The 25,454-nt window shown below is 44.3% G+C and carries 22 protein-coding genes and 1 riboswitch; all 22 genes read left to right on the top strand.

The window, feature by feature from the left end; genetic code table 11:
* Positions 1–3 precede the first annotated feature (3 nt).
* The 22 genes from AB5026_RS00585 (at position 4) to AB5026_RS00480 (ending at position 25,337) form a co-directional block, all read left to right on the top strand.
* Complete coding sequence (locus AB5026_RS00585) at positions 4–2,085, top strand: hypothetical protein (protein ID WP_368212598.1); 2,082 nt, start codon at positions 4–6, stop codon at positions 2,083–2,085.
* Between the two features lie 21 nt (positions 2,086–2,106).
* Positions 2,107–3,369: an ABC transporter permease gene (locus AB5026_RS00580; protein ID WP_021650388.1), complete on the top strand. Its 1,263-nt coding sequence runs from the start codon at positions 2,107–2,109 to the stop codon at positions 3,367–3,369.
* Between the two features lie 269 nt (positions 3,370–3,638).
* Complete coding sequence (ptsP, locus tag AB5026_RS00575) at positions 3,639–5,255, top strand: phosphoenolpyruvate--protein phosphotransferase (protein WP_114002607.1); 1,617 nt, start codon at positions 3,639–3,641, stop codon at positions 5,253–5,255.
* A 298-nt stretch (positions 5,256–5,553) separates the two neighbouring features.
* Complete coding sequence (locus AB5026_RS00570; RefSeq protein ID WP_015524658.1) at positions 5,554–6,423, top strand: DegV family protein; 870 nt, start codon at positions 5,554–5,556, stop codon at positions 6,421–6,423.
* A gap of 39 nt (positions 6,424–6,462) precedes the next feature.
* Complete coding sequence (gene argS / locus AB5026_RS00565) at positions 6,463–8,229, top strand: arginine--tRNA ligase (protein ID WP_059085563.1); 1,767 nt, start codon at positions 6,463–6,465, stop codon at positions 8,227–8,229.
* Between the two features lie 251 nt (positions 8,230–8,480).
* Positions 8,481–9,746, top strand: a complete 1,266-nt coding sequence (locus tag AB5026_RS00560; protein WP_368212597.1) for a serine/threonine protein kinase — start codon at positions 8,481–8,483, stop codon at positions 9,744–9,746.
* Positions 9,724–10,632 carry a hypothetical protein gene (locus AB5026_RS00555; protein WP_015524660.1) on the top strand — a complete coding sequence of 303 codons (909 nt, stop codon included), beginning with the start codon at positions 9,724–9,726 and terminating at the stop codon, positions 10,630–10,632. Before AB5026_RS00560 ends, AB5026_RS00555 begins: the two co-directional genes overlap by 23 nt.
* A gap of 46 nt (positions 10,633–10,678) precedes the next feature.
* Entirely contained in the window at positions 10,679–11,326 is a 648-nt protein-coding gene (locus AB5026_RS00550; protein WP_015524661.1) for an HAD family hydrolase, read from the top strand.
* A 32-nt stretch (positions 11,327–11,358) separates the two neighbouring features.
* On the top strand, positions 11,359–12,153 hold the full coding sequence (locus tag AB5026_RS00545) for a CPBP family intramembrane glutamic endopeptidase (protein WP_242872534.1): 795 nt from the start codon (positions 11,359–11,361) through the stop codon (positions 12,151–12,153).
* 279 nt (positions 12,154–12,432) lie between these two features.
* Complete coding sequence (locus tag AB5026_RS00540) at positions 12,433–12,807, top strand: GntR family transcriptional regulator (RefSeq protein ID WP_015524662.1); 375 nt, start codon at positions 12,433–12,435, stop codon at positions 12,805–12,807.
* Positions 12,800–13,702 carry an ABC transporter ATP-binding protein gene (locus tag AB5026_RS00535; RefSeq protein WP_173722391.1) on the top strand — a complete coding sequence of 301 codons (903 nt, stop codon included), beginning with the start codon at positions 12,800–12,802 and terminating at the stop codon, positions 13,700–13,702. Before AB5026_RS00540 ends, AB5026_RS00535 begins: the two co-directional genes overlap by 8 nt.
* The gene (locus tag AB5026_RS00530) at positions 13,677–15,860 is read left to right on the top strand and encodes a DUF6449 domain-containing protein (RefSeq protein ID WP_368212596.1); all 2,184 of its coding nucleotides are present in this window, start codon (positions 13,677–13,679) and stop codon (positions 15,858–15,860) included. The genes AB5026_RS00535 and AB5026_RS00530 overlap by 26 nt, the downstream gene beginning before the upstream one ends.
* Positions 15,860–16,627: a pseudouridine synthase gene (locus AB5026_RS00525; RefSeq protein ID WP_110102466.1), complete on the top strand. Its 768-nt coding sequence runs from the start codon at positions 15,860–15,862 to the stop codon at positions 16,625–16,627. Before AB5026_RS00530 ends, AB5026_RS00525 begins: the two co-directional genes overlap by 1 nt.
* Before the next feature lie 179 nt (positions 16,628–16,806).
* Complete coding sequence (rpsB, locus tag AB5026_RS00520) at positions 16,807–17,550, top strand: 30S ribosomal protein S2 (protein ID WP_044960678.1); 744 nt, start codon at positions 16,807–16,809, stop codon at positions 17,548–17,550.
* A 36-nt stretch (positions 17,551–17,586) separates the two neighbouring features.
* Positions 17,587–18,525 carry a translation elongation factor Ts gene (tsf, locus tag AB5026_RS00515; protein WP_110102467.1) on the top strand — a complete coding sequence of 313 codons (939 nt, stop codon included), beginning with the start codon at positions 17,587–17,589 and terminating at the stop codon, positions 18,523–18,525.
* Positions 18,526–18,708: 183 nt separating this feature from the next.
* Positions 18,709–19,476, top strand: coding sequence for a zinc ribbon domain-containing protein (locus tag AB5026_RS00510; RefSeq protein WP_368212595.1), 768 nt, complete (start codon positions 18,709–18,711; stop codon positions 19,474–19,476).
* A 119-nt stretch (positions 19,477–19,595) separates the two neighbouring features.
* Positions 19,596–19,710, top strand: a riboswitch (FMN riboswitch).
* A gap of 275 nt (positions 19,711–19,985) precedes the next feature.
* A complete protein-coding gene (gene ribD, locus AB5026_RS00505; protein ID WP_110102469.1) occupies positions 19,986–21,113 on the top strand; it encodes a bifunctional diaminohydroxyphosphoribosylaminopyrimidine deaminase/5-amino-6-(5-phosphoribosylamino)uracil reductase RibD in 1,128 nt (375 codons plus the stop codon).
* Positions 21,095–21,748, top strand: coding sequence for a riboflavin synthase (ribE, locus tag AB5026_RS00500; protein ID WP_368212594.1), 654 nt, complete (start codon positions 21,095–21,097; stop codon positions 21,746–21,748). The genes ribD and ribE (AB5026_RS00500) overlap by 19 nt, the downstream gene beginning before the upstream one ends.
* A gap of 18 nt (positions 21,749–21,766) precedes the next feature.
* On the top strand, positions 21,767–22,984 hold the full coding sequence (locus AB5026_RS00495) for a bifunctional 3,4-dihydroxy-2-butanone-4-phosphate synthase/GTP cyclohydrolase II (RefSeq protein WP_368212593.1): 1,218 nt from the start codon (positions 21,767–21,769) through the stop codon (positions 22,982–22,984).
* Between the two features lie 29 nt (positions 22,985–23,013).
* Complete coding sequence (gene ribE, locus AB5026_RS00490; protein ID WP_368212592.1) at positions 23,014–23,487, top strand: 6,7-dimethyl-8-ribityllumazine synthase; 474 nt, start codon at positions 23,014–23,016, stop codon at positions 23,485–23,487.
* Positions 23,488–23,502: 15 nt separating this feature from the next.
* Positions 23,503–24,153 carry an HAD family hydrolase gene (locus AB5026_RS00485; protein WP_368212591.1) on the top strand — a complete coding sequence of 217 codons (651 nt, stop codon included), beginning with the start codon at positions 23,503–23,505 and terminating at the stop codon, positions 24,151–24,153.
* A 104-nt stretch (positions 24,154–24,257) separates the two neighbouring features.
* The gene (locus AB5026_RS00480) at positions 24,258–25,337 is read left to right on the top strand and encodes a glycosyltransferase (RefSeq protein ID WP_092068911.1); all 1,080 of its coding nucleotides are present in this window, start codon (positions 24,258–24,260) and stop codon (positions 25,335–25,337) included.
* Positions 25,338–25,454 lie beyond the last annotated feature (117 nt).

Here is a 25,454-nt window from a genome sequence, read left to right as displayed (position 1 = left end):
AGAATGAAAGTGGTGAAGAGAGTGATCGTTGGTGTACTGGTTGCGGCATTGGCAGCCGGAGGAATCTACACAGGGCTTATGCATGTGAAAGAATCCAAGGTAACAGAGGTGCCGGTAACCAGCGTCAGCAATCTTCAGACGGACTGGTATTCGGAGACAACACTGGATGGAACCATCACCACGAATGTTTCTCAGAATGTAAATATGGATAAAGATATGATCATCGAGAAAATATATGTATCCCAGGGTGATGATGTAAAAAAAGGCGATAATCTGATCTCCTTTGATATGACACTTGTAGAGATGGAACTGAATATTGCAAAGCTGAAACAGCAGAAGCAGGAGCAGGATCTGACCAAAGCACAGAACCGTCTGACAAGTCTTCAGAATGGAGGTCCCATCGAAGACAGTACAGACAGTACTGATGATACGGACCTGAATCTTACAGGTGGTGATACAGGAGGTGACGGAGAAATGACAAATACCGATACACCTTCCGGAAGTGACGGAGACGAGGATATGCAGTCAACTACTGGTTCCGCGGCTACTGCAGATGGCAGCTATCTTGCAGCGGTTTCCTCCAAGCCATTACTTCTCAGTGCCTTTACAGATACAGAAGGAGATCTTGAAGATTCTGCAGAGAAAGTTACCGAAGAAATGCCGTCCGGAGAAACGACGGACAGTGAAACAGAGCAGATGACCGGAGATGACACAGCGGATATGGAAGAGGATACAACTGCATCCGATGAGGATCTGATCATGGATCCGACCTACCAGGATCCTACTGCCAATGATATTACAGACGGAGAGACTACGGACTGGGGTTCCGGAGAAGATGACACCCCAACGGTATCTCCGACACCGACTCCCACACTGGGACCCAATGAGCTTCCTGATCCCAATATAACAGAACCGGAAATTCCGGGGATCACAGATGGTGAACCGGAATTTTATCAGAAGCTGGATTATACTTCTCAGCCGTTTACAGGAACCGGTACGGAAGAAGATCCCTATGTTTTTCTTGTAAGCAGTGCCAAAGGCAAAGTTACGGTGATGGGATCTTTCTTTAACAGAATGGCGGGATACAGTGAGGATGGAACCAAAGTGGTCCAGAAAGGCGGCAGCTGGTTCCAGCTGGAGTTTCATGAGAATGATACCATTGCTGATTTTCAGGACAGAACACTTTCCTGTACAGGATATTATCTGATCGATGGAAGTCTTCTTGAAAATCCGGTATATATGTATGCGGAAACAGAATTTACACTGGACGAGGCTTCCAAATATGACAAAAATGATGATGAGATACCGGATGACAGCGGTGATGGAGATGACGGTACTGATGGCACAACCATGTCAAGAGAGGATGCGATCAAGATCCAGAAAAACAAGATCGCAAGTTTGAAACTGGATATTGAGGAAAATAATCTGAAAATCACCAAGCTGGAGAACAAAATAAAAAACAAGCTGATAACAAGCAAACTGGATGGAACGGTTGCTTACATCGGAGATGAAGTCACAGGTTCTTATAATGGAGATGCTTTTCTGAAAGTAAAAAGCAAAGATGGTTTTTATGTTACCGGAACGGTCAGCGAACTGATGCTGGATCAGATGAAGGAGGGAACACTTCTTCAGTGTACCAGTTATAATTCCGGCAGCTTTGAGGCGAAGGTACTGAATGTATCCGATTACCCGGTGGATTCTTCAAATGCTTATTATGGTGGAGATTCTAATCCCAATGTATCGTATTACACCTTTAATGCAGAGATCACAGATCGTTCATTGCAGTTTACCGACCAGGATTATGTGACGGTATCTCTGAAGTCAAATAAACTTGCCGAAGGCAGTATGGTTGTGATGAAGGCATTTATCCGTACGGAAAATGGAACCAGCTATGTATACAAAGACGTGAAGGGAACACTGAAAAAGCAGCAGATCACAGTGGGAAGCATTGTGAACAGCGGATATTATGCAGTTGTAACTTCAGGTCTGAAATCCGATGATCTTCTTGCTTTCCCATATGGTGATGCCGTGAAGGAGGGAGCCAAGACAAAAGAAGTAACTTTGGATGATATGTACAATGAATAAATAACAGGAAGGAGAAATTTCATGTTTGAAAATATACGCCTGGCTTTTCAGGGAATATGGTCACATAAGATGAGATCCTTTCTGACCATGCTGGGTATTATTATTGGTATTGCATCTATTATTGCAATTGTATCTACGATCAAAGGTACCAGTGAGCAGATCAAGGAAGATCTGATCGGGTCCGGAAACAATACCGTACAGGTTATGCTCTATGACGGAGACAGTACATACGATATGGATTATGGTTCTTACGGAAGCTCGGCCACACCGCCGGTTATTTCTGATTCCCAGAAAACGGCGATCGGAGACTTGGATCATGTGATCAGTTCTACATTTTATTACAGCAGCCAGTCTGCCAGTGTTTATTATAAAAACACAAGCTTTCAGGGCGGAACCGTGTACGGGATCGACAGCAATTATCTGAAAACGATGGGATACCTGGTCCAGTCCGGGCGGGGATTTGTACAAAAAGATTATGACAGCTACCGAAAGGTTGCTCTTGTGGATTCCAATGCTGCACAGAATATTTTCGGAAGTGAGAGCCCTGTAGGGAAAACCATTGAGGTGGGATCAGAACCGTATATTATTGTAGGTGTGATCACTCAGAGTGAGGACAGCATGCCGAAGATCAATACGATTTCTGAGTACGAGGAATATTCGCAGACGATCATGGGAAGCGTGATGATCCCAGATACTACCTGGCCTGTTGCATTTAAATTTGATCAGCCGCAAAATGTGACAGTCCGTGCAGACAGCACAGATAATATGAGTTCTGTAGGAAAAGCAGCAGAGGATATTCTGAATACAGGAATCCAGAATGAAAAAAACAAATCGAACTTTAAATATAAAGCGGAAGACATTATGGAGAAGGTCAAGAATCTCCAGAAGCTCAGCGAAAGTACCAATCAGCAGCTGATCTGGATCGCAAGTATCTCCCTGCTTGTTGGTGGTATCGGTGTTATGAATATCATGCTTGTATCTGTCACAGAACGTACCAGCGAGATCGGACTGAAAAAAGCTATCGGAGCAAGAAAAAAAGTGATCCTGGGACAGTTTCTGACGGAAGCTTCGGTGCTGACCAGTATCGGAGGAATCATTGGTGTGGTCCTTGGGATCATCCTGTCAAAAATGGTGTCTCAGGTGTCAGGAGCACCAACAGCCATCAGCGTTCCGGCAATTATCGGTTCGGTGGTATTTTCCATGCTGATCGGTCTGATCTTCGGACTTCTCCCATCTGTAAAGGCAGCTAATCTTAATCCGATCGATGCCCTTCGCAGTGAATAAAAAGATATACATACATATAGCATCTGCAATTGCCGGAAGGATTCCGGCGGCAGATGCTTATTTTTATATCTGAAAGTATTGTTCAGGTTTTATGAAGCTCTGCGGTCTTTATTTTGTCACTTTTGCTGTATATATGACAAAAAAAGAAAGTATAAATAGAGTTTTTACAGGTTTTTTAGAGATCATAAAAAAATCGTGGCAGAATCTTTGGATAGTGTGATATAATACGTCATAAGTGGGCAAATATAAAAACAGAAGGAGATAATTTCATGAAGGTTTTGGAAGGTAAATCTGTATTTTCCGGTATTGCGATCGGTAAGATCTCAATCCTCCAGAAAGTTGACGCCAGTGTTAAACGTGTTCACGTGGAGGATCCGGAAGAAGAGGTAAAGCGTGTGGAGGCAGCCAGAGAGCAGGCTGTGGCACAGCTTCAGAAGCTTTATGACAAGGCTCTTCAGGAAGTTGGAGAGTCCGGAGCGGCAATCTTTGAGGTTCATCAGATGATGCTGGATGATGATGACTATCTGGATTCCATCCACAACATTATCCGTACAGAGTCTGTAAATGCAGAATATGCGGTTGCAACAACTGGTGATAACTTCTCATCAATGTTCGCACAGATGGACGATGATTATATGAAAGCAAGAGCAGCTGATGTAAAGGATATCTCAGACCGTCTGGTACGTGTGCTTTCCGGCCATGGAGATGGAGAGCTTGAAGCATCCGAGCCGGTGATCGTAGTTGCAGAGGATCTTGCACCAAGTGAGACTGTACAGATGGATAAGAGTAAGGTTCTTGCTTTTGTCACAAGAAAAGGTTCTTCTAACTCACATACTGCGATTCTTGCGAGAACCATGAATATTCCGGCGCTGATCAATATTGAATACGATGAGTCCATGGATGGTAAGATGGCAGTCGTAGACGGAAAGAGCGGAAATCTGATCGTTGGGCCGGATGCAGAGACCCTTAAAAAATATGAGGATATGCGTGCCGATGAACTTGCACAGCGTGCAATGCTTAAAGAGCTGAAAGGTAAAGAAACTGTTACCAAGAGCGGTCGTAAGCTCCACCTTTATGCCAACATCGGAAGTACAGGTGATGTTGCGAATGTACTTGCCAATGATGCGGAAGGCATCGGACTTTTCCGAAGTGAGTTCGTATACCTGGAAAAAGAAGACTATCCTACAGAGGAAGAGCAGTTCCAGGTTTACAAGACCGTAGCTCAGAATATGGCCGGCAAAAAAGTTATCATTCGTACTCTGGATATCGGAGCGGACAAGCAGATCGATTATTTCAATATGGCGCATGAGGAGAACCCTGCAATGGGATATCGTGCGATCCGTATCTGTCTGGACCGTCCGGAAGTATTTAAGACACAGCTGAGAGCACTTTTCCGCGCAAGCATGTTCGGAAATATTTCCATCATGTATCCGATGATCATCTCTGTAACAGAGGTGAAGCAGATCAAGGCCATTGTAGCAGAAGTAAAAGCAGAGCTTAAGGAACAGGGGATCCCGTTCCGTGATGACGTGGAGCAGGGTATCATGATCGAGACTCCGGCAGCTGTTATGATCAGTGATCTTCTTGCAAAAGAGGTTGATTTCTTCAGTATCGGAACCAATGATCTGACCCAGTATACACTGGCTATTGACCGTCAGAATGCAAAGCTTGACAACATTTATGATTCCCATCATGAGGCAGTTCTCCGTATGATCCAGATGGTTGTGGATAATGCACACAAAGAAGGTATCTGGGCCGGAATCTGTGGTGAGCTTGGTGCAGATACTACACTTACTGAGAGATTTGTAGAGATGGGACTGGATGAGTTGTCCGTATCTCCGACATTTGTTCTTCCGGTTCGAAAGATCGTAAGAGAAATGAAATAAAACACAGATCATAAATAGATAAGGATATTTTTGATAAATAGTGTGACAGCTGCTGTGCATAAATATTTGTATGGCAGCTGTTTTTTTTAGTTACTGTTTGCGGTTACTGTTCACTGGTAATATTCCGCGAGGTGTTTTTTGTGAGCGAAGGTCACAGAAAATTTCCAATTGTGATATAGAAAAAAATATGATACACTAACATCATGGCTTTCTACAGCAGTTCAAAGAATTAGTTCATCAGGGGCTGATGCATTAATTCTTTGAACTGTGAGATAACAGACCAGGAGGAGAGAAAAGAATGGGCAAAATTGCCATTGTAACAGACAGCAACAGCGGTATCACACAGGCACAGGCCGAAGAGCTTGGCGTTTATGTGATACCGATGCCGTTTTATATTAATGAAAAAATGTATCTTGAAGGTGTAACTCTCACACAGGAAGAGTTTTATGAGAAGCTTAAGAAGGATGAACCGATCTCCACATCTCAGCCAAGTCCGGCTGATCTCTGTGATCTGTGGGACAAGCTTCTGAGAGATTATGAGGAAATCGTTCATATTCCGATGTCAAGCGGACTGAGTGCATCCTGTTCTACTGCAATGGGACTTGCTATTGATTATAATGGTCGTGTTCAGGTAGTGGACAATCAGCGGATTTCCGTAACACAGAGACAGTCTGTAATGGATGCTAAGATGCTTGCCGAGGCAGGAAAAAGTGCTGCAGAGATCAAGAAGATCCTTACAGATCAGAAACTCGATTCCAGTATTTATATCACACTTGACACCCTGAAATATCTGAAAAAAGGTGGCAGGATCACACCGGCAGCAGCAGCTATCGGAACGGTTCTGAACCTGAAGCCTGTACTTCAGATCCAGGGAGAGAAGCTGGATGCCTACGCCAAGGTCCGTGGCAAGAAGCAGGCCAAACGTGCCATGCTGAAGGCAATGAAGAATGATTGGGAAACACGTTTTAAGGAATACGCATCTGACGGTGAGATGTGTCTTCAGGCTGCTTATACAGGAAATCTGGAAGAAGCAGAAGAATTTAAAAAAGAGATCCAGGAGGTATTTCCGGGAATGGAGATACATATGGATCCCCTTTCCTTAAGTGTTGCCTGCCATATCGGTTATGGTGCCCTTGCAGTCGCATGTTCAAGAAAAGTGACATTATAAGCATAAAATACAGAAACAAAGATATGAGGAGTTTGAAACATGAAGAAGATTATGGAACAGATGGCGGAAGAACTTTCCGCAGCATTTGAAAAAGCAGGTTATGATCCGTCTTACGGAAAAGTTACTGTTTCCAACAGACCGGACTTATGTGAGTATCAGTGTAACGGTGCTATGGCAGGAGCCAAAGCATATCACAAGGCACCGTTTATGATCGCTGATGATGTGGTAGCACAGCTGTCAGACAGCCGGATCTTTTCCAGAGCAGAAGTTGTAAAGCCTGGATTTATCAACCTGGATGTGAAACCGGAATTTGTTGCAGAATACATGAATAAGATGGCAGAGGACGAGAAGCTTTCTGTTGAGACTGCCAAGAATCCGAAGACGATCATTATCGACTATGGCGGACCAAACGTTGCCAAGCCGCTTCACGTAGGACATCTCCGTTCTGCGATCATCGGTGAGAGCATCAAGCGTATCGGACGTTTTGTAGGACATAAGGTGATCGGTGATGTACATCTTGGAGACTGGGGCCTTCAGATGGGACTGATCATCACCGAGCTGAAACACCGGAAACCGGAGCTGGTATATTTTGATGACAGCTTTACCGGTGAATATCCGGCAGAAGCACCGTTTACCATCAGCGAGCTGGAAGAGATCTATCCATGTGCCAGTGGGAAGTCCAAAGAGGATGAGGCTTACCGTAATGAGGCACTGGAGGCAACCCACCTTCTTCAGCAGGGTAAACCCGGATACATGGCTCTCTGGAACCACATCATGAATGTATCTGTAACTGATCTGAAGAGAAACTACGCGAACCTGAACGTAGATTTTGACCTCTGGAAAAAAGAATCCGATGCACAGCCGTACATCCCGGATATGGTAGAAGACATGAAGAAGCGAGGATTTGCCTATGAGGACCAGGGTGCTCTTGTTGTAGATGTAAAAGAAGAGAGTGATACCAAGGAGATCCCTCCATGTATGCTTCTGAAATCAGACGGAGCTTCTCTCTATACGACCACAGACCTTGCTACTATCGTAGAGCGTATGAAACTCTTTCAGCCGGATGAGATCCTTTATGTTGTTGACAAGCGTCAGGAGCTGCATTTTATCCAGGTATTCCGCTGCGCAAGAAAAACCGGTCTTGTAAATCCGGAGACCAAGCTTTCCTTCCTTGGTTTCGGTACCATGAATGGAAAAGACGGTAAACCGTTTAAGACAAGAGAAGGCGGTGTTATGCGTCTGGAGAACCTGATCGCAGATATTGATGAGGAAATGTATCGTAAGATCGTGGAGAATCGCAGTGTAAAAGATAAAGATGCAAAGGATACTGCCAAGATCGTAGGACTTTCTGCGATCAAATACGGAGATCTTTCTAACCAGGCGACCAAGGATTACATCTTTGATGTTGACCGCTTTACATCCTTTGAGGGAAATACAGGTCCGTATATCCTTTATACTATCGTTCGTATTAAGTCGATCCTGAACCGTTATGTACAGGAGGGAGGAGATTTAAGTACAGGTAAAATCCTTCCGGCAGTCAATGCCAGTGAGAAGAACCTGATGCTTCAGCTTTCCGGCTTTGCGGCAATGGTTGAGAACGCTTTTGAAGAAAAAGCACCACATAAGATCTGTGCATATATCTATGAGGTATCCAATGCATTTAACAGCTTTTACCATGAGACCAAGATCTTAAGCGAAGAGGATCAGGCACAGAAGGAATCCTTCCTTCAGCTGCTCCAGCTTACAAGAAGAGTGCTTGAGACAAGCATCGATCTTCTTGGATTCTCTGCACCGGATCGTATGTAAGGTATAGTTTTGCAGATACAAACACTATGAATAATGACAGACCGCCGGATAAAGAGACATTTTTGTCTGCTATATTCGGCGGACTTTTTTATATAGAAAGTTCTTTGCAAAAAGAACAGGACGTGCTATAATAGGACTTATCCTAAACGAGGGCAGATCACGAATTTCTGCCTGACTATAAGTTATCTGTTTTTTTTCAAACCGGAATTCACCGGATTATCCCAAATCAATAAGAAACGTAATTATAAATATTGTCTGACAGAAATGAGAGGAAGGTGATCTGTCTGATCGGAAATGTTCTGAAAGAACGTTATTGCATTGTAGAACAAATTGGACATGGCGGAGGTGGAAGCCTTTATCTGGCAAAAGATATGGAGCTTGGTATCTGCCGTGCAGTGAAAGAGATACCGATCGCAAAGAAAAAAGAAGCCAGACTCATGCAGCATCTGGAATATCCTGCAATACCGAAGATTATCGATTATGTGGAAACAGGGGAGTACTGTTATCTGATCATGGAATATATCAAGGGTCAGTCGCTGGGAGAACTTCTCCGTTCAGGAAAACGGTTTTCTTTACGGGAAATCCTTGCTCTGGGAAAGGAGATTGCCAGAGTATTGGAATATCTTCACAGTCGGAAGCCACCGGTCTGTTACGGGGACCTGAAACCGGATAATCTTATGTTTTCTGAAACCGGGCATCTGTATCTGATAGATCTTGGAAGTGCCATGTTCGATCATGGAAAAAGAAAACAGATCTGTGAAGGAACGAAAGGCTATGCGGCGCCGGAGCAGTATCAGGGCTACTTAAGACCGGGAAGTGATATTTATGCTCTTGGGAAGACCCTGGAAAAGCTTTGCGGAAAAAAGAAATGGCAGTGGATTTTATATCCGGATTTTTTCTGGCTTCTGTTCCGATGTACCAGAAAACAGGAAAAATACAGATATTCGGATATGTCAGTGGTTCAGAAGAAAATCCAAAAGCTGGAAAACAGATATCGGATGATCACTTGGAGAAAACGATTTCTGGAAGCGGCAGCTGCAGGGATTCTGATAGGAACACTGATCTTGATAGCAGGATTGCTGAAAACGGAAGAATTTTCTGTGGCGATCTCAGAAGTAACAGATTTGTATTACGAAGCCAGACAGTATCCGGAAGACTCAAAAGATCGGGAAAAGTGCTGTATGGCAGCGGAAAAGAGACTCCAGAGGTTAAGTAGAAATTATGGGGAAAAAGAACAGCAGCGTCGTATTGAGCTATTGCTGGCATGGAATGCGGAGCTTTTGTGTGAACCGGAAAAAGCGGCTTTATATTATGAAAATCTTCTTCTGTATGATGCAGAATATCCTGTGGCCTACGGGGAATATGGGATGTTTCTTATTCGGACCGGTCAGAAAGAGGCCAGCAGAAAGCTGTGGGAAGATTATAAAGAGAAAGAAAAAGCGGAATTACTGGATGACAGTGAAAGCAGAAATCTGCAGCTTTGGGAGGAGATCAATGAGAAAAAGAAGAGAAAGTGATCAGAAAAAACCAAAAGAAATGAAAATTCCTAGTAGGAAAGCCTGCTTTATTATTTTGTTTCTGCTGGTCTTATGCAGCTGGATGATCCCTTCCATTGCTGTCTATGGATTTGATGTGTCAGGAATGGATAGTTTTGATACCGGCGGATTTGATATGAATGTGGGAGAAGGAACCGGACAGCTGCCGGAAGACTGGGAAGAAAGCTATGCAGGAGAAGGAAGTGATGATAGTAATTGGAACAGAGAAGAAGGAAATACTGAGGAGTATTCCGCTGCCTGGGCAGAATCAGAGAATGATCAGGAGGAGTCTGCACAATGGAATTTAGATTTTCAGACAGATGAGGTACGTTCTCAGGAAGAAAGCTTTATGGAAAATGGAAATACTGCGGCAGAAGTAGAAATAGCTGATACACCTGCGGAAAAACTGACGGAAACGCCGATACCAACAAAACTGCCAATACTGACTGAACAACCGATCCCTATACAGACAGTGACAGCAAGTCCATCTGTAACGTTGACTCAAAAACCAGTTCGAAAGTCAGTGACAGATGCATCAAAGAGGGAGAAGAAGCAAAATCCGGCATTATCTTACTATCGGACAGAACCAACAGGAACGTCGGATAGGAAAAAAGAAAAAGAGCAAAAACCGGTGATCCGAATGAAAACAGACGGTAACAGGATCCGGATAGAGATCAGTCCGGATATTCCGTTCCAGATCCTTTCATTTCGGATCAATGGAAAAGAATGTGATTTTTACTGGCAAGGAAAAAAGCTTCTGGCGGAATTACCGAAAAAAAGCAGAAATCCCTGGAAAGCAGAACTCATGGGTTTTGTGAAATCCGGGAAGCTGTACTATGAAACCATGGACTTACCAGAAAAACAGTGATACAATAGGCATACTTACTGATTATTTTATACAACAGGAGGAATTTATGTATAAGGCAATCTTTTTTGATCTGGACGGAACACTGACAGAATCCGGAGAGGGGATTACGAAATCTGTACAGTATGCACTGGAGAAGCTTGGAGTTTCGGCACCGGAGCTGGAGCCATTGAAGGTTTTTGTGGGTCCGCCGCTTCTGGAACAGTTTATGAAGTATGCGGGATTTGATAAAGAGACAGCACAGAAGGGAATTGAATATTACAGAGAGCGGTATTCAGAAAAAGGAATGTATGAGAACACCGTTTATCCCGGTGTGGAAAACACTCTGGCAGAACTGAAACGTCGTGGTTACAGACTGGCTGTGGCGTCTGCGAAACCGACCTTTTACGTAACACAGATCATGGACCATTTTAATTTGAGCCGGTATTTTGAGGTGATCGCCGGGACGGACCTCAATGGACCGAAAGTAACCAAATCTCAGGTGATCGAGGAAGCTCTGGAAAGAATGAGCCTTTCTGACCACCGTGACCAGGTGATCATGGTGGGTGACAGAGAACATGACATTTTCGGAGCCAGACGATGCGGGATCCAGTGTGTGGCTGTATCTTACGGATATGGAAGCAGAGAAGAACTGGAAAAGGCACAGCCTCTTCAGATCGTAGCTTCCGCAGATGAACTTCTGAATTTTTTCGTCTGACCCCTCTGCACAGACAGAATATTTTTCAAATAGTGTGGAGGGAGCTTTATCCGGCAGGAATCCATTATCTTATCGGACAGATCCTCGGAAGCGCCGTGCTTCTCTGGCTGGCAGGGCATGTCGGCAACGCACAGGAAAGGTACTATAGTTATACGCTGGTGATCACCGGACTTACCGGAGTGCTGGTTATGTTTCCGGCAGTATATTTTTACCGGAAGGATCGTATAGGAAGGCTGATCGGCGGTTTGACTTCCGTTGAGGAACAAAGGCTATCTATTCCTGAAATGCTGCTTCTTCTTGCTGCTGGAGCCGGATTTGCCCAGTATGCCAATGTGCTGGTGGCGATCCTGCAGAACTGGATCTCATCCAGCTATGGAGAGACGATGACGAAGATTACCTCAGGAAAGAGTTTGTTTATGATGATCTTCTGGATGGGGATCATAGCGCCTGTTGCAGAAGAAATGATCTTTCGCTGGCTGATCTATCTGCGACTTCGGGATCACTTTTCTGTACTGTTTTCCGCTGTGATCTCTGCGGCGTTTTTCGGAATTTATCACGGAAATGTCCTGCAGGCTGTGTATGCGTTTGTTCTGGGAGGGATTTTTGCGTGGTTTCTGGAGATGGGCGGTAATAAGTGGACCAGTGTGCTGATGCACATCGGAGCCAATACCTGGATACTTATTTTCAGTGAATACGCCCAGACTCTGGTGGAAAAAGCCGGAGCAGGAAGCCTTCTGATGATCTATGGTGTTTTTGCGGCAACGATGATTGGAGGATATCAGTATTTTGCACGCCGGGGAGAAAAACGTGGCTACCGGGCTGTCTGATCCAATATGGAACACGAATGTCTGCCTGCTACTGGATCAGGCAGAGTGATAGATGAATATTTGCTTTACAGAGAATCTGTAGTGGAATCATAGTATAAGGATGCCATTACAGATTTTTTTATAAAAATATGCCGGAATCTTTTGCTGCCGGTAAATTTATATAGATTTTATATTTATTTAAGAGACCATTTCTTGCGTACCTTTGTATCATGTGCTATCATAAGTGTATTAAAAGAATTAATACACTTAATACACAGATTACAGAGAAAGGAGCGTCGTATGTTATTCTTGGACTATCAGGACAGACGTCCCATTTACGAGCAGATCGTAGAGAAATTCCGGATGCTGATCCTGTCAGGAGCTGTGGAGCCATCTTCCAAGATGCCGTCTGTGCGGCAGCTGGCCGTGGAATTATCCATCAATCCCAATACCATCCAGCGGGCATATATGGAACTGGAGCAGCAGGGGCTGATCTGTCCGGTGAAGGGAAAAGGCAGTTTTGTCACAGACAGCAGCAGGATCAGGCAGATCGGTATGGAAGAAACCTTAAGTGAGCTGAAAAAGATCACAGAAAAGGGAATGGCTCTGGGAGTAGGGGAGGAAGAAATGATCGGTGTGATCCGCTTATGCTATAAGGAGGGAAACAATGATTGAGATAAAAAACTGCAGCAAAGCTTTTGGTAAGATACAGGCAGTAAATAAGGTCACCATGGATATCGGGGAACGGGAGGTTTTTGGACTGATCGGCTCCAACGGTGCGGGAAAAAGTACTCTGCTCCGTATCATGGCCGGGATCATCCGTCAGGACAGAGGAGAGGTGCTGATGGATGAAGAACCGGTTTTTGAAAATGAAAGGATCAAAGAGCATTTTTTCTACATCCCGGACGATGCATATATTCCGGCAAATTACAATGCTCTGGACATGGCAGAATTTTACCGTTGTATTTATCCGGGATTTCAGCAGGCGCGTTTTGAGACAATGATGAAGCAGTTTCATCTGGATGGAAAACGAAAAATCAGTACTTTTTCCAAGGGAATGAAGAAACAGCTTCTGGTGATCCTGGGAATCAGTACAGGAACGAAATATCTGTTTTGTGATGAAACCTTTGATGGCCTGGACCCGGTAATGCGCCAGGCAGTAAAAAGTATTTTTGCATCGGAGATCATGAGTCGTGAATTTACGCCGGTGATCGCTTCCCATAATCTCCGTGAGCTGGAAGATATCTGCGATCACATCGGGCTTCTTCATCAGGGAGGAATTCTCCTTTCCAGAGATCTGGAGGATATGAAATTCCACATCCATAAGATCCAGTGTGTACTTACTGACAAAAAGAAAGAAGAAGAATTAAAGAAAGAGCTGGATATTTTAAAAACAGAGCATCAGGGCTCCCTGCTGCTTATTACTGCAAGGGGAACAAGAAGAGAGATCATGGAGAAGATACAGGCAAAAAATCCTCTTTTCTGCGAAGTGCTCCCACTGACTCTGGAAGAAATATTTATCAGCGAAACGGAGGTGGCAGGCTATGAAGTCAAAAATTTATTCCAGTGAGTATATGAAATCCTCTTCTAAAGGACAAAGATGGATCCCGGCATTTGCCATGATCGCATTTCTCCTTGCATTTCCGGTAGCGGAACTTATTCTGATGGGAAAATGGAATGAGCGCAGTTATACTCAGAGTCAGCTTTCTTATCTGTATTCCAGCCTGTGGAGCAGTGACTTTCTCACAATGGGAGCAGCTGTGGCTGCGGTAACCGCATTTTTTGCAGCAGTAAGCGGCTTCTGGTATCTGTATTCCCCGAGAAAAGTGGATTTCTATCACAGCCTTCCGGTAAAGCGAAGTGCACTGTTTCTGCACAGAGTATTGTTGGCTGTTCTTTATTATCTGGTGCCATATGTGATCATGGAATTTGCTGCGGTATGCATCGGGGCAGCCAGAGGATATTACAGCCTTTCCATTATGAAAAAGGCACTGATCCTGCTGGTGCTCCATCTCCTGATGTATCTTCTGGTGTATTTTTCCACAGTGCTGGTGATCGCCTGCACCGGTACCATGTTGATGGGAGCACTTGCATGGGCAGGGGTGTTTACCTACAGTATCGTTCTGGCAGTGATGCTGCAGTTAAGCGGACATTTATTTTTTGATACCTGGTACGAGGGCAGTTACGGAATTCTGGCAGCAGTGCGGAATCTGGGATCTCCTCTTATGGTGATCGTAAGCTTTATAGATAGATACAGCAGCGGAAGCTTTGGAAAGCAGTTGCTGATACTAATCCTCACGCTGTTTATCATGGCAGCACTTTCCTGGATGGCATTTTGCAGACGAAGGTCAGAGAATACCGGAAAAGCTCTGGTATATACCTGGATGGAGCCGGTCTTAAGTGCCCTGATCACAATACCATCCGGACTGGGGATCGGTCTGATCTTTTATATGATTCCGGAAGATTCATCCAAAACAGCATGGTGGATCTTCGGAATGATACTGGGAACGATCCTGGTCCATGGAATTCTGGAAGTGATCTATGAAATGGATTTTCGCAGATTTTTCCGCAGAAAAGTGCAGCTTATGATCCTTGGAGGTGTTGTGGCAATCTGTGCGCTGACCATGAAAATGGATCTCCTGGGATATGACAGTTATTTTCCGGCTTATGACAATCTTCAGGGAGTTGTGGTAAATGTATGCAATCTCTCATATACAGAGCAGCTTTGCAATGTGGAAAAGAAAGAAGACGGAATCTATAAGATCCGGTATACTGCTACATCAGACAATAGTTCCGGTCTGCTGGATCAGCCGGTGATGAAGAGTAAAGCATTGTACAACAGTCTGAAGGATATCAAGCTTCAGAATGAAAAAGAAAAAAGATCCGGAAGGCGTATGTATGTACGCTACATAAATAAACAAGGGTTCAGTGTCTGCAGAAGCTATAGTGTATCTTCTGCACAGGCGCAGAACCTTATGGAAGCCCTGTATGATGAGCAGACATGGAAAGAAGACAGATATTCATTTTTTCAGCTGGACAAACAGTATCTGAAAGAGGTCACCGGTGTTTTCTGTGACGGAGATATTCATTCCTTATTTGAAAAAAATGCAGAGAAGCGTCAGGCGCTGGCAGAGGCACTGAGAAAGGACATTCTGGAAAACGGCGGTCAGACAGTAAAAGACCAGCCATGTGCAATGCTGATGTTCGATTATACGGGAATTCCGTCAGAAGGCTACATGGATGAATGGGGAATGAATGTACCGGCTGTGCAGGAAGGAGAGAATGTGTCCACCTCCGTTCTGGTGTATCCGTCATATAAGAGAACACTTGCAATTTTGGAAGAAACAGGATATCCTCTTTCTATGGATGAGCTGTCTGTTGAGTATATTGATGTTTATTACTTCAGCTCCGAAGCTGCCGGCGAAGATGAAGAAGCTTTTTCCGACACTGAGCCCATTTCGGATCTTGAAGAAACAGAGAACGGTTATAAAGTCCGTTACGATAAAAAGGAACAGCTGGAAGCCCTGAAAAAATGTATCCGTCCATCACAGCTGGTAAACGGATGGACTATCTGGAATGCAGATGCCACAATGGAAGTGGTTCTGGAAGGACAAGAGAGCACCGGCGGGGATTCCGGACTTTATATGACATTTGTCGGTGAGATCCCGGATTTTATCAGAGCAGATGCAAAGGCAGCCCATGTAACAGAATGGGAGGTAAATGATTAATGGAAAAACCAGTCCGGCTGGATAAATTTCTGGCAGATGCCGGCGCAGGTACAAGAAGCGAGGTAAAAAAATACATACAGAAGGGTCAGGTGCAGGTTAACGGGAAATCTGTGAAGAAACCGGAGCTGAAGGTAACAGAAGAAGATCAGGTGGTTATGAACGGGCAGGAGCTCCATGCTGCACCGGAATATGTATACTATCTTTTTAACAAGCCGGCAGGCTGTGTCAGCGCAACGGAGGACTTCAGAGATAAAACGGTTCTCGACTACATTGAAGAGAAAGACAGAAGAAAGGGTCTTTTTCCGGTGGGACGCTTGGATAAAGATACAGAAGGCTTTCTTCTGATCACAGATGACGGTCCTCTGGCACACGAGCTTCTTTCTCCGAAAAAGCATGTGGATAAGACCTACTATGCAAAAGTATCCGGGAAAGTGACAGAAGAAGATGTCGTGAAGCTGGCAGAAGGCGTGGATATCGGGGAAAAAGATCTCACACGACCGGCAAGGCTGGAGATCCTTTCTACCTGGGAGTCCGGCACAGAATCTGCAGAAGCCGGTAAGAACTGGGAATCTGAGATCCGACTTACCATCCACGAGGGAAAATTCCATCAGGTAAAACGGATGATGGAGGCACTGGGAAAAAAAGTAACTTATTTGAAAAGACTATCCATGGGGCCGCTGGCGCTTCCTTCAGATCTTCCGACAGGAAAATATCGTTCGCTCACCGAAAAAGAGCTGGAGCTTCTGAAGTCTGCCGGAAACCGCTGAAAAACAGAAAAAAATTGGAAAAATCCCCTTTACATAAGGGGATTTTCTATGCTATAATTCAGAAGTTGCAAAAATAAGCACGCACGGCGATTCTATAAGGATGGTGCCCTACGGTGTGAGGATGGGTCCAGAGAGAAGGCGACCTGTGCGGAAGAATTTAACCAAAAAGGAGAAAAGACATGAGCGTTATTTCAATGAAGCAGCTTTTAGAGGCAGGTGTTCATTTCGGACATCAGACAAGAAGATGGAACCCTAAAATGGCTCCGTACATCTACACAGAGAGAAATGGTATCTATATCATCGATCTTCAGCAGTCTGTAGGAATGGTTGACGATGCTTACAATGCAGTAGCAGATATCGTTGCCAACGGTGGACACATCCTTTTCGTAGGAACTAAGAAACAGGCTCAGGATGCTATCCGTACAGAGGCAGAGCGTTGTGGAGAGTTCTTCGTAAATGAGAGATGGCTTGGTGGTATGCTTACAAACTTCAAGACAATCCAGAGCCGTATCGCAAGACTGAAAGAGATCGAGACAATGGAAGCTGACGGAACATTCGACGTACTTCCTAAGAAAGAAGTTATCGAGCTTCGCAAAGAGCTTGTTAAGCTTCAGAAGAACCTTGGCGGAATCAAAGAGATGAAGAGAATCCCGGATGCTATCTTTATCGTAGATCCTAAGAAAGAGAGAATCTGCGTACAGGAGGCTCATACACTTGGAATCCCGCTTATCGGTATCTGCGATACTAACTGTGATCCGGAAGAGCTTGACTATGTGATCCCGGGAAATGACGATGCTATCCGTGCAGTAAAACTCATCGTTTCCAAGATGGCTGACGCTGTTATCGAGGCTAAGCAGGGAACTGCTGAGGCAGATGGCGAGATCGAGGCTGAGTCTGAGGAGTTTGCAGCTACAGAGGAATAATTCGTATAAACAGAATATTTCAGGAGGAAACGAACAATGGCTATTACAGCAGCACAGGTAAAAGAGTTAAGAGAGATGACCGGCGCCGGAATGATGGATTGTAAGAAAGCTCTTACATCTACAGATGGTGATATGGATAAAGCAGTTGAGTTCCTGCGTGAGAAGGGTCTTGCTACAGCACAGAAGAAAGCAAGCCGTATTGCAGCAGAGGGTCTTTGCAAAACTCTAGTAACAGAGGATGGAAAGAAAGCAGTCGTTGTTGAGGTTAATGCTGAGACAGACTTCGTTGCAAAGAACGAAAAATTCCAGAGCTATGTTGCAGATGTTGCAGCACAGGCACTTAACACAACAGCAGCTGATATCGATGCTTTCCTTGCTGAGGCATGGGCACTTGATACAACTAAGACTGTAAAAGAGGCTCTTGCAGCTCAGATCGCAGTAATCGGCGAGAACATGAACATCCGTAGATTTGCTCAGGTTGAGGAGCAGAACGGATTCATCGCTTCCTACACTCATATGGGTGGAAAGATCGGCGTTCTTGTAGACGTTGAGACAGATGTTGTTAACGATGCTGTTAAAGAGATGGCTAAGAACGTAGCTATGCAGATCGCAGCTCTGAAACCGCAGTACACAAGCGACAAGGAAGTAAGCGCTGACTATATCGAGCATGAGAAAGAGATCCTTATGGCTCAGATTCAGAACGACCCGAAGGAGTCCCAGAAACCGGCTAAGGTTATCGAGGGAATGATCACAGGACGTATTAAGAAAGAGCTCAAAGAGATCTGTCTTCTTGACCAGACATACGTAAAAGCAGAGGACGGAAAACAGTCCGTTGCTAAATACGTAGAGCAGGTAGCAAAAGAGAACGGCGCTAAGATCCAGATCAAAGGCTTCGTTCGCTACGAGACAGGCGATGGTCTTGAGAAAAAAGAAGAGAACTTCGCTGAGGAAGTTGCAAAGCAGATGGGTAAATAATCTGATATCTGCAGATCTTTAATAAGATCCATAAAACCCTTGAAAATCCAGTATTTTCAAGGGTTTTTCTTATATTATCCACTTCATATACTACATTATAAAATATGGATAGACTATAGTAACAGGAAGTTGCTTTTCAGAACATGGATCTATCTTTATAATAGGATAATGGAGGTGACGGCTATGGAAACAAAAAATGTAATCTTAAAACTTAGAACGGAAAGAGGAATGTCACAGGACGAGCTGGCAGATAAAATCATGGTAACGAGACAGGCTGTATCACGCTGGGAAAATGGAGATACCGTTCCGAATACTGATACACTTAAGCTCTTATCGAAAGAATTTGATGTATCGATCAATACGCTTTTGGGAGAACCCAGAAAGCTGATCTGTCAGTGCTGCGGGATGTCAATTGATGATGATTCCATATTGGGACGTGATAAGGATGGCACATTAAATGAGGAGTATTGTAAGTGGTGCTATGCAGATGGAACATACACATATAATGATATGGATGAATTGATTGATGTTTGTGTAAAGAATATGGTAAATGAAAGCTTTACCGAAGAACAGGCACGCACTTATCTGAAAGAAATGCTTCCAAAGTTAGATTACTGGAAAAGGTATGATGAACTTAGTGACAATGGGCAGTTTGAAGAGTTTAAAATGCAATTGATAAATGAAATAAATGATTTACATATAGATGGACTTCCAAGGGTAGACAGACTGAATGCACTTGTAGGTAAATATGTAAATCTGGAATATGCACTGCCAAATGGACAAAAAGTGAAATTTCTGGATGACCAGAAAACTTATCTGGGAAATCAAATGGAATCTGAATTCGGAGGGGACAGATACTTCGGTATTCTGGCAAATATGGATTTTATTATGATATGTACATATGAGAAAGACGGTGAAAATCCTGAATTGGTTATATACAAAAAAAGATGAGTATAGTATGCGGATTAGTGATTAGTTTCGTTACCGTTCAATGATAATATTCCGCATGGAATGAGTAAAATAAAAATTCCGCTTTACAAATGACAGATAAAGTATTAAAATAAACAAAAAGATATCTTCAGGGCAGGGTGTGATTCCCTACCGGCGGTAGAGCCCGCGAGCCGAAAGGTATGATCCGGTGAGATTCCGGGGCCGACAGTATAGTCTGGATGGAAGAAGATGATAGTACAGTTGATTTTTGTATGAATGAATGTAGTATCAGAGCTCTGAGATGGTGATCCATTTCAGAGCTTTTTATGTAGGAAATAATCAGACATTCATTTATTGATCATATGTAACAGATCAATTCCACCCTGCAGATATTTCTGCAGGCTTTTTTTGTATTTGGCACATCGTTTTCGAAATAAATATACCACTCACTTGCCTGTGAATCCGATTGCACAGGTCTAAAAGCCTCGGCGCACCAGGCAAAGAACAGGAATAAGAAAGAAGGAATAAAAATGACGGATCAGGAATATATGCTTCGGGCGATTCAGCTGGCCAAAAAAGGAGAAGGCTGGACGAATCCCAATCCGATGGTAGGGGCAGTGATCGTAAAAGACGGAAGGATCATCGGGGAAGGCTATCATAAAAAGTATGGAGAACTTCATGCGGAACGTAATGCAATTGCTTCCCTCACAGAATCAGCAGAAGGTGCGGTGATTTATGTTACGCTGGAGCCTTGCTGTCATCATGGAAAAACACCTCCATGTACGGAAGCGATCATTGAACAGAAGATCAGAAAAGTGGTGATCGGTTCCCGAGATCCGAATCCGAAAGTGGCAGGAAAAGGTGTACAGATGTTAAGGGAAGCCGGTGTAACAGTAGTTGAAGATTTTATGAGAGAAGAATGTGATCAGCTGAATCCGGTTTTTTTCCATTATATTACTACGAAAACCCCATACGTGGTGATGAAGTATGCCATGACACTGGATGGGAAGATCGCAACGAAGACAGGAGCATCAAAATGGATCACCGGAGAAGCGGCAAGAAAAGAAGTACAGCATATGCGGCATCAGTACATGGGGATCATGGCAGGTATTGGAACTGTGCTTGCAGATGATCCGATGTTGAACGTCCGGGTAGAAGGCTGGAAAAGTCCTGTCAGGATTGTGTGCGACAGTAAGCTCAGGATCCCGCCGGACAGTCAGATCGTAAAAAGTGCGGAAAAGTACCGGACGATCGTGGCTTATGCAGATCAGAAAAATACAGAAGAAAAAATAAAAATATTACATACCATGGGAGTTGAGACCATTTACTGTCCGGATGAAAAGGATCAGATAGACCTTAAAAAGTTGATGACAGATCTTGGAAACAGGGGTATTGACAGCATCCTCCTGGAGGGAGGCGGTACGTTAAATGACAGTGCCCTGCGAGCCGGAATTGTAAAGGAAGTACAGGCTTTTGTGGCACCAAAGCTGTTTGGTGGTGTGGCCGGGAAGACACCGGTAGAAGGTATCGGAGTTGAATTCCCGTCTGAAGCAGTAGAACTGAAATATACAGATATCTGCCAGATCGGTGAGGACATCCGGATAAGATGTCAGGTGTGTGAGAAAAAACAGGAGGAATCATGTTTACAGGAATCGTAGAAGAGAAAGGAAAAGTCCGTTATATACAGCTGACAGGAGAATCAGGGATCCTGGCAGTGAAAGCCCGGAAAGTCCTGGAAGGGACAAGGATCGGTGACAGTATTGCTGTGAATGGTGTGTGTCTGACAGTTACGTCGATCCAGCCGGACGGATTTACTGCCGATGTGATGGCAGAGACGATCAGAAGAAGCAGTCTTGGCAGTTGTAAAGCTGGAAGCCAGGTAAACCTGGAACGTGCAATGGCTGCAGATGGCAGGTTCGGGGGACACATAGTAAGCGGTCATATTGATGGGACTGGAGTGATACGTTCCATGCTCCGGGAAGAAAATGCCATCTGGGTATCAATTGAGACATCGCCACAGATCTTGCATCTGATCGTGGAAAAAGGATCCGTTTGTATTGATGGGATCAGCCTGACAGTTGCAAGGGTTGATGAAGCTGGTTTTCAGGTGTCGGTCATTCCACATACAGGAGAAGAAACCACCCTTTTGGAAAAGATGCCGGGGGATCTGGTTAATCTGGAAAATGATGTGATCGGAAAATATGTAGAAAAACTGCTTGGCATCAGAAAAAACGAAGAAGAGAAAAAAAAATCCGGAATTACGATGGAGTTTCTTGAAGAATTCGGGTTTTAGAACAGGAGGATATACAGTATGTCACAAAATTATCAGTACAACACAATTGAAGAGGCACTTAGGGATCTTAAGGAAGGAAAAATAGTTCTGGTCACAGATGATCCGGACAGAGAAAATGAGGGAGATCTGATATGTGCGGCAGAGTTTGCGACCCGGGAAAATATTAATTTCATGGCGACTTATGCAAAGGGTCTTATCTGTACACCGATGAGTGCAAAAATTGCGGCGAGATTGAATTTTCCGCCGATGGTTGCTGAGAACACGGACAATCACAGTACAGCATTTACCGTGGCAGTGGATCACGCAGATACAACCACCGGTATCTCTGCGGCAGAACGCTCCTATACCATTATGAAGTGTGTGGATGATCAGTCAAAACCGGAGGATTTCAGAAGACCGGGACATGTATTTCCGCTTATTTCCAGAAAAGGCGGGGTTCTGGTACGAAATGGTCATACGGAGGCAACAACAGATCTTATGAGACTTGCCGGACTGAAAGAATGCGGCGTGTGCTGTGAAGTTATGAAAGAAGATGGCACTATGATGCGTACATCACAGCTATGGGAAATGGCAAAAGAGCATAACCTTACATTTATTACGATCCGTGATCTGCAGGATTATATAAGAATACATGAAAAGCATGTAAAGGAGGAAGCAGCTGCAAACCTCCCAACGCAGTACGGTGATTTTAAAATGTATGGCTATATCAATGACATTACAGGAGAGCATCATCTGGCACTGGTAAAAGGTGATCTAGGAGATGGTGAGGATGTGCTTTGCCGTGTACATTCGGAGTGCCTGACAGGAGATGCATTCGGATCGCTCAGATGTGACTGCGGCCTGCAGCTGCAGACAGCGATGCGCCAGGTAGAGGCGGAAGGCAGAGGGATCATTCTGTATATGAGACAGGAAGGCAGAGGGATCGGACTGATCAATAAGATCAAAGCCTATGCGCTTCAGGAACAGGGATATGATACCGTGGAGGCTAATGTGAAGTTAGGGTTTGCACCGGATCTCAGAGAGTACTGGGTTGGGGCACAGATACTGTCAGACCTTGGTGTGAAATCATTAAGATTACTGACCAATAACCCGGATAAAGTCTATGGGCTTGGCGAATTCGGGTTGAAGATCAATGAGAGAGTACCATTGGAGATTCCGGTACAAAAGTATGACCGGAAGTATATGAAGACGAAGCAGGAAAAGATGGGTCATATTTTTAAAGAAATAAATTTATAAAAAACAGCAAATAGCAGGAGGAAGAAAAAATGAGACAGATCAATTTAGTAGAAGGAAAAGTAGTAGCACCGGAGGGAATGAAGGTTGGTATCGTGGCAGCGAGATTCAATGAGATCATTGTGAATAAATTATTGGGAGGGGCAGTCGACGGACTGGTAAGACATGGAGTAGAAAAAGAGAATATTACTGCAGCATGGGTGCCGGGAGCATTTGAGATTCCGCTTACAGCACAGAAAATGGCACAGTCAGGAAAATATGATGCAGTTATCTGCGTGGGAGCTGTCATTCGTGGAGATACTTCACATTATGATCTGGTGTGCAATGAATCTGCCAAGGGGATCGCACAGGTTGAACTTGCAACAGGGATCCCGGTCTTATTCGGAGTGATCACGACTGAGAATATCGAGCAGGCTATTGCGCGGGCAGGAAGCAAAGCGGGAAATAAAGGCTATGACTGTGCGTTATCTGCGATCGAGATGGTCAATCTGATGAAGCAGCTCTAATAGATAGGGAAATAAATGATGACAAAAACAATCATATTCGATTATGATGGAACGATCCATCATACCATTGGAATCTATGAACCGGCATTTTGTGAAACCTATCAGTGGCTGACAGAACAGAAGGCTGCAGAAGAACGGGAGATAGGCTCGGCGGAAATTGCCGGCTGGCTGGGATTTAACAGTAAGGAGATGTGGAATACATTTTTGCCGGAGCTGGATCAGAGCTATAAAGAGCAGGCGAGCAGGATGGTAGGAGAACTGATGGTCAGACAGATCAGGAAGCATAAGGCAGTGTGGTATCCGGGAGCAGAGGAGATGCTTACAGCCTTGAAGAACCGGGGATATCATCTTGTGATCTTAAGTAACTGTAAAGCTTCCTATCGTGAGGCGCACTGGAAGGAATTTGGGATGGAACGATGGTTCGATCATTTTTATGACTGCGAATCGTATGGATTCCGTCCAAAGACAGAAATTGTGCAGGAAATCATCCGGGAATATACAGGCCCTTATCTGGTGGTCGGAGACAGGAGGCAGGATCTGGAATGTGCCAGAGCCTGCAAAAGCCCATTTATAGGATGCCTGTATGGATATGGTGAGAGCGGGGAGCTGAACGGAGCAGATCGTCTTGCAGAACATATAGAGGATATACCACAGTTGGTGATATGAGGATGAGTTCAGCTTTATCCGAAAGTAGAAGCTGTACACTGACAGAAGGCATAGGACTGACGGGAACGGCATAAATATTATAAAAATCCGAAGGATCCTGAAATATGATTTCCCTCAGTCTATGTATGATCGTAAAAAATGAAGAAGCAGTTCTTGAGAGGATCTTGAAGCCGGTTTCTCAGGTGATGGATGCGATCCTGATCGCAGATACCGGTTCTTCAGACAGAACAAAAGAGATCGCGGAGCAGTATACGTCGCAGGTGTTTGATTTTCCCTGGTGTGATGATTTTTCTGCTCCGCGTAATTTTCTTCTGGAAAAAGTCCGCACCGATTACTGGATGTGGCTGGATGCGGATGATGTCCTGGATGAAGAAAATCTGGAAAAACTGAAGAGTCTTAAAGAAACTCTGGATCCCGGAACAGATGTTGTAATGATGGAATATGCGGCAGGGTTTGACCAGAGCGGGAGAACAACATTTTCATATTTTCGGGAGCGGATAATGAAAACATCCAGAAATTTCAGATGGAATGGGGCAGTTCATGAAACTGTGATTCCGGAGGGAAATATCATTTATTCAGATGTGGTGATCCGGCACCGGAAATGTGGAAAAGGTGATCCGGACCGTAATCTTCGCATTTATGAAAAAATGCTGGCAGGAGGAGAAACGCTGGAACCCAGACATCAGCTTTATTATGGGAGAGAACTGTATTATCATCAGCGTTATCCGGAGACAGAGGCTGTGTTGGTGGAGTTCCTGAAAAATCCATCCGGATGGCTGGAAAATAAGATCGATGCCTGTTTTGTACTTGGACAGTGCTACCGGAAAATGGGAGAAAAAAAGTACGCACTGGAAGCTTTTCTGTACAGTCTGACTATGGATGTGCCGAGGGCGGAAATCTGTTGTGAGGTCGGAAAGATTTTTCTGGAAAGAGAGCTTCCCAGACAGGCTGGCTATTGGTATGGGCAGGCGCTTACTGTGCCGTCAGATAAGAAAAAATGTGGATTTTTTATGGCTGAGTGTCATGGATTTGTGCCATATATGCAGCTTTGCGTTTGTTATGATAAGATGGGATGTCCGGAGCAGGCATTCTTTTTTCATAAGAAAGCGAAGGGACTGAAGCCGGAAGATCCGGGAGTATTGTATGACCAGAAATATTTCTGGGAAAAATATGGTCTGGTATAAAAGAAAAGATATCTTTATTATATTTTTCCTGGCAGGGTACAAGCTTGCGGGGATCCTATGCACAGGTAAAAGCTGTTGTCATATACTGTAGGGAAAGTTATTTTCCTATGAGGTGAT

Source organism: Blautia sp. RTP21359st1_E11_RTP21359_211015, assembly GCF_040910705.1.
GTDB lineage: Bacteria > Bacillota > Clostridia > Lachnospirales > Lachnospiraceae > Blautia_A > Blautia_A fusiformis.
Note: the sequence above shows the minus strand (reverse complement) of the source record. Positions and strands in the feature narration are given on the sequence as shown.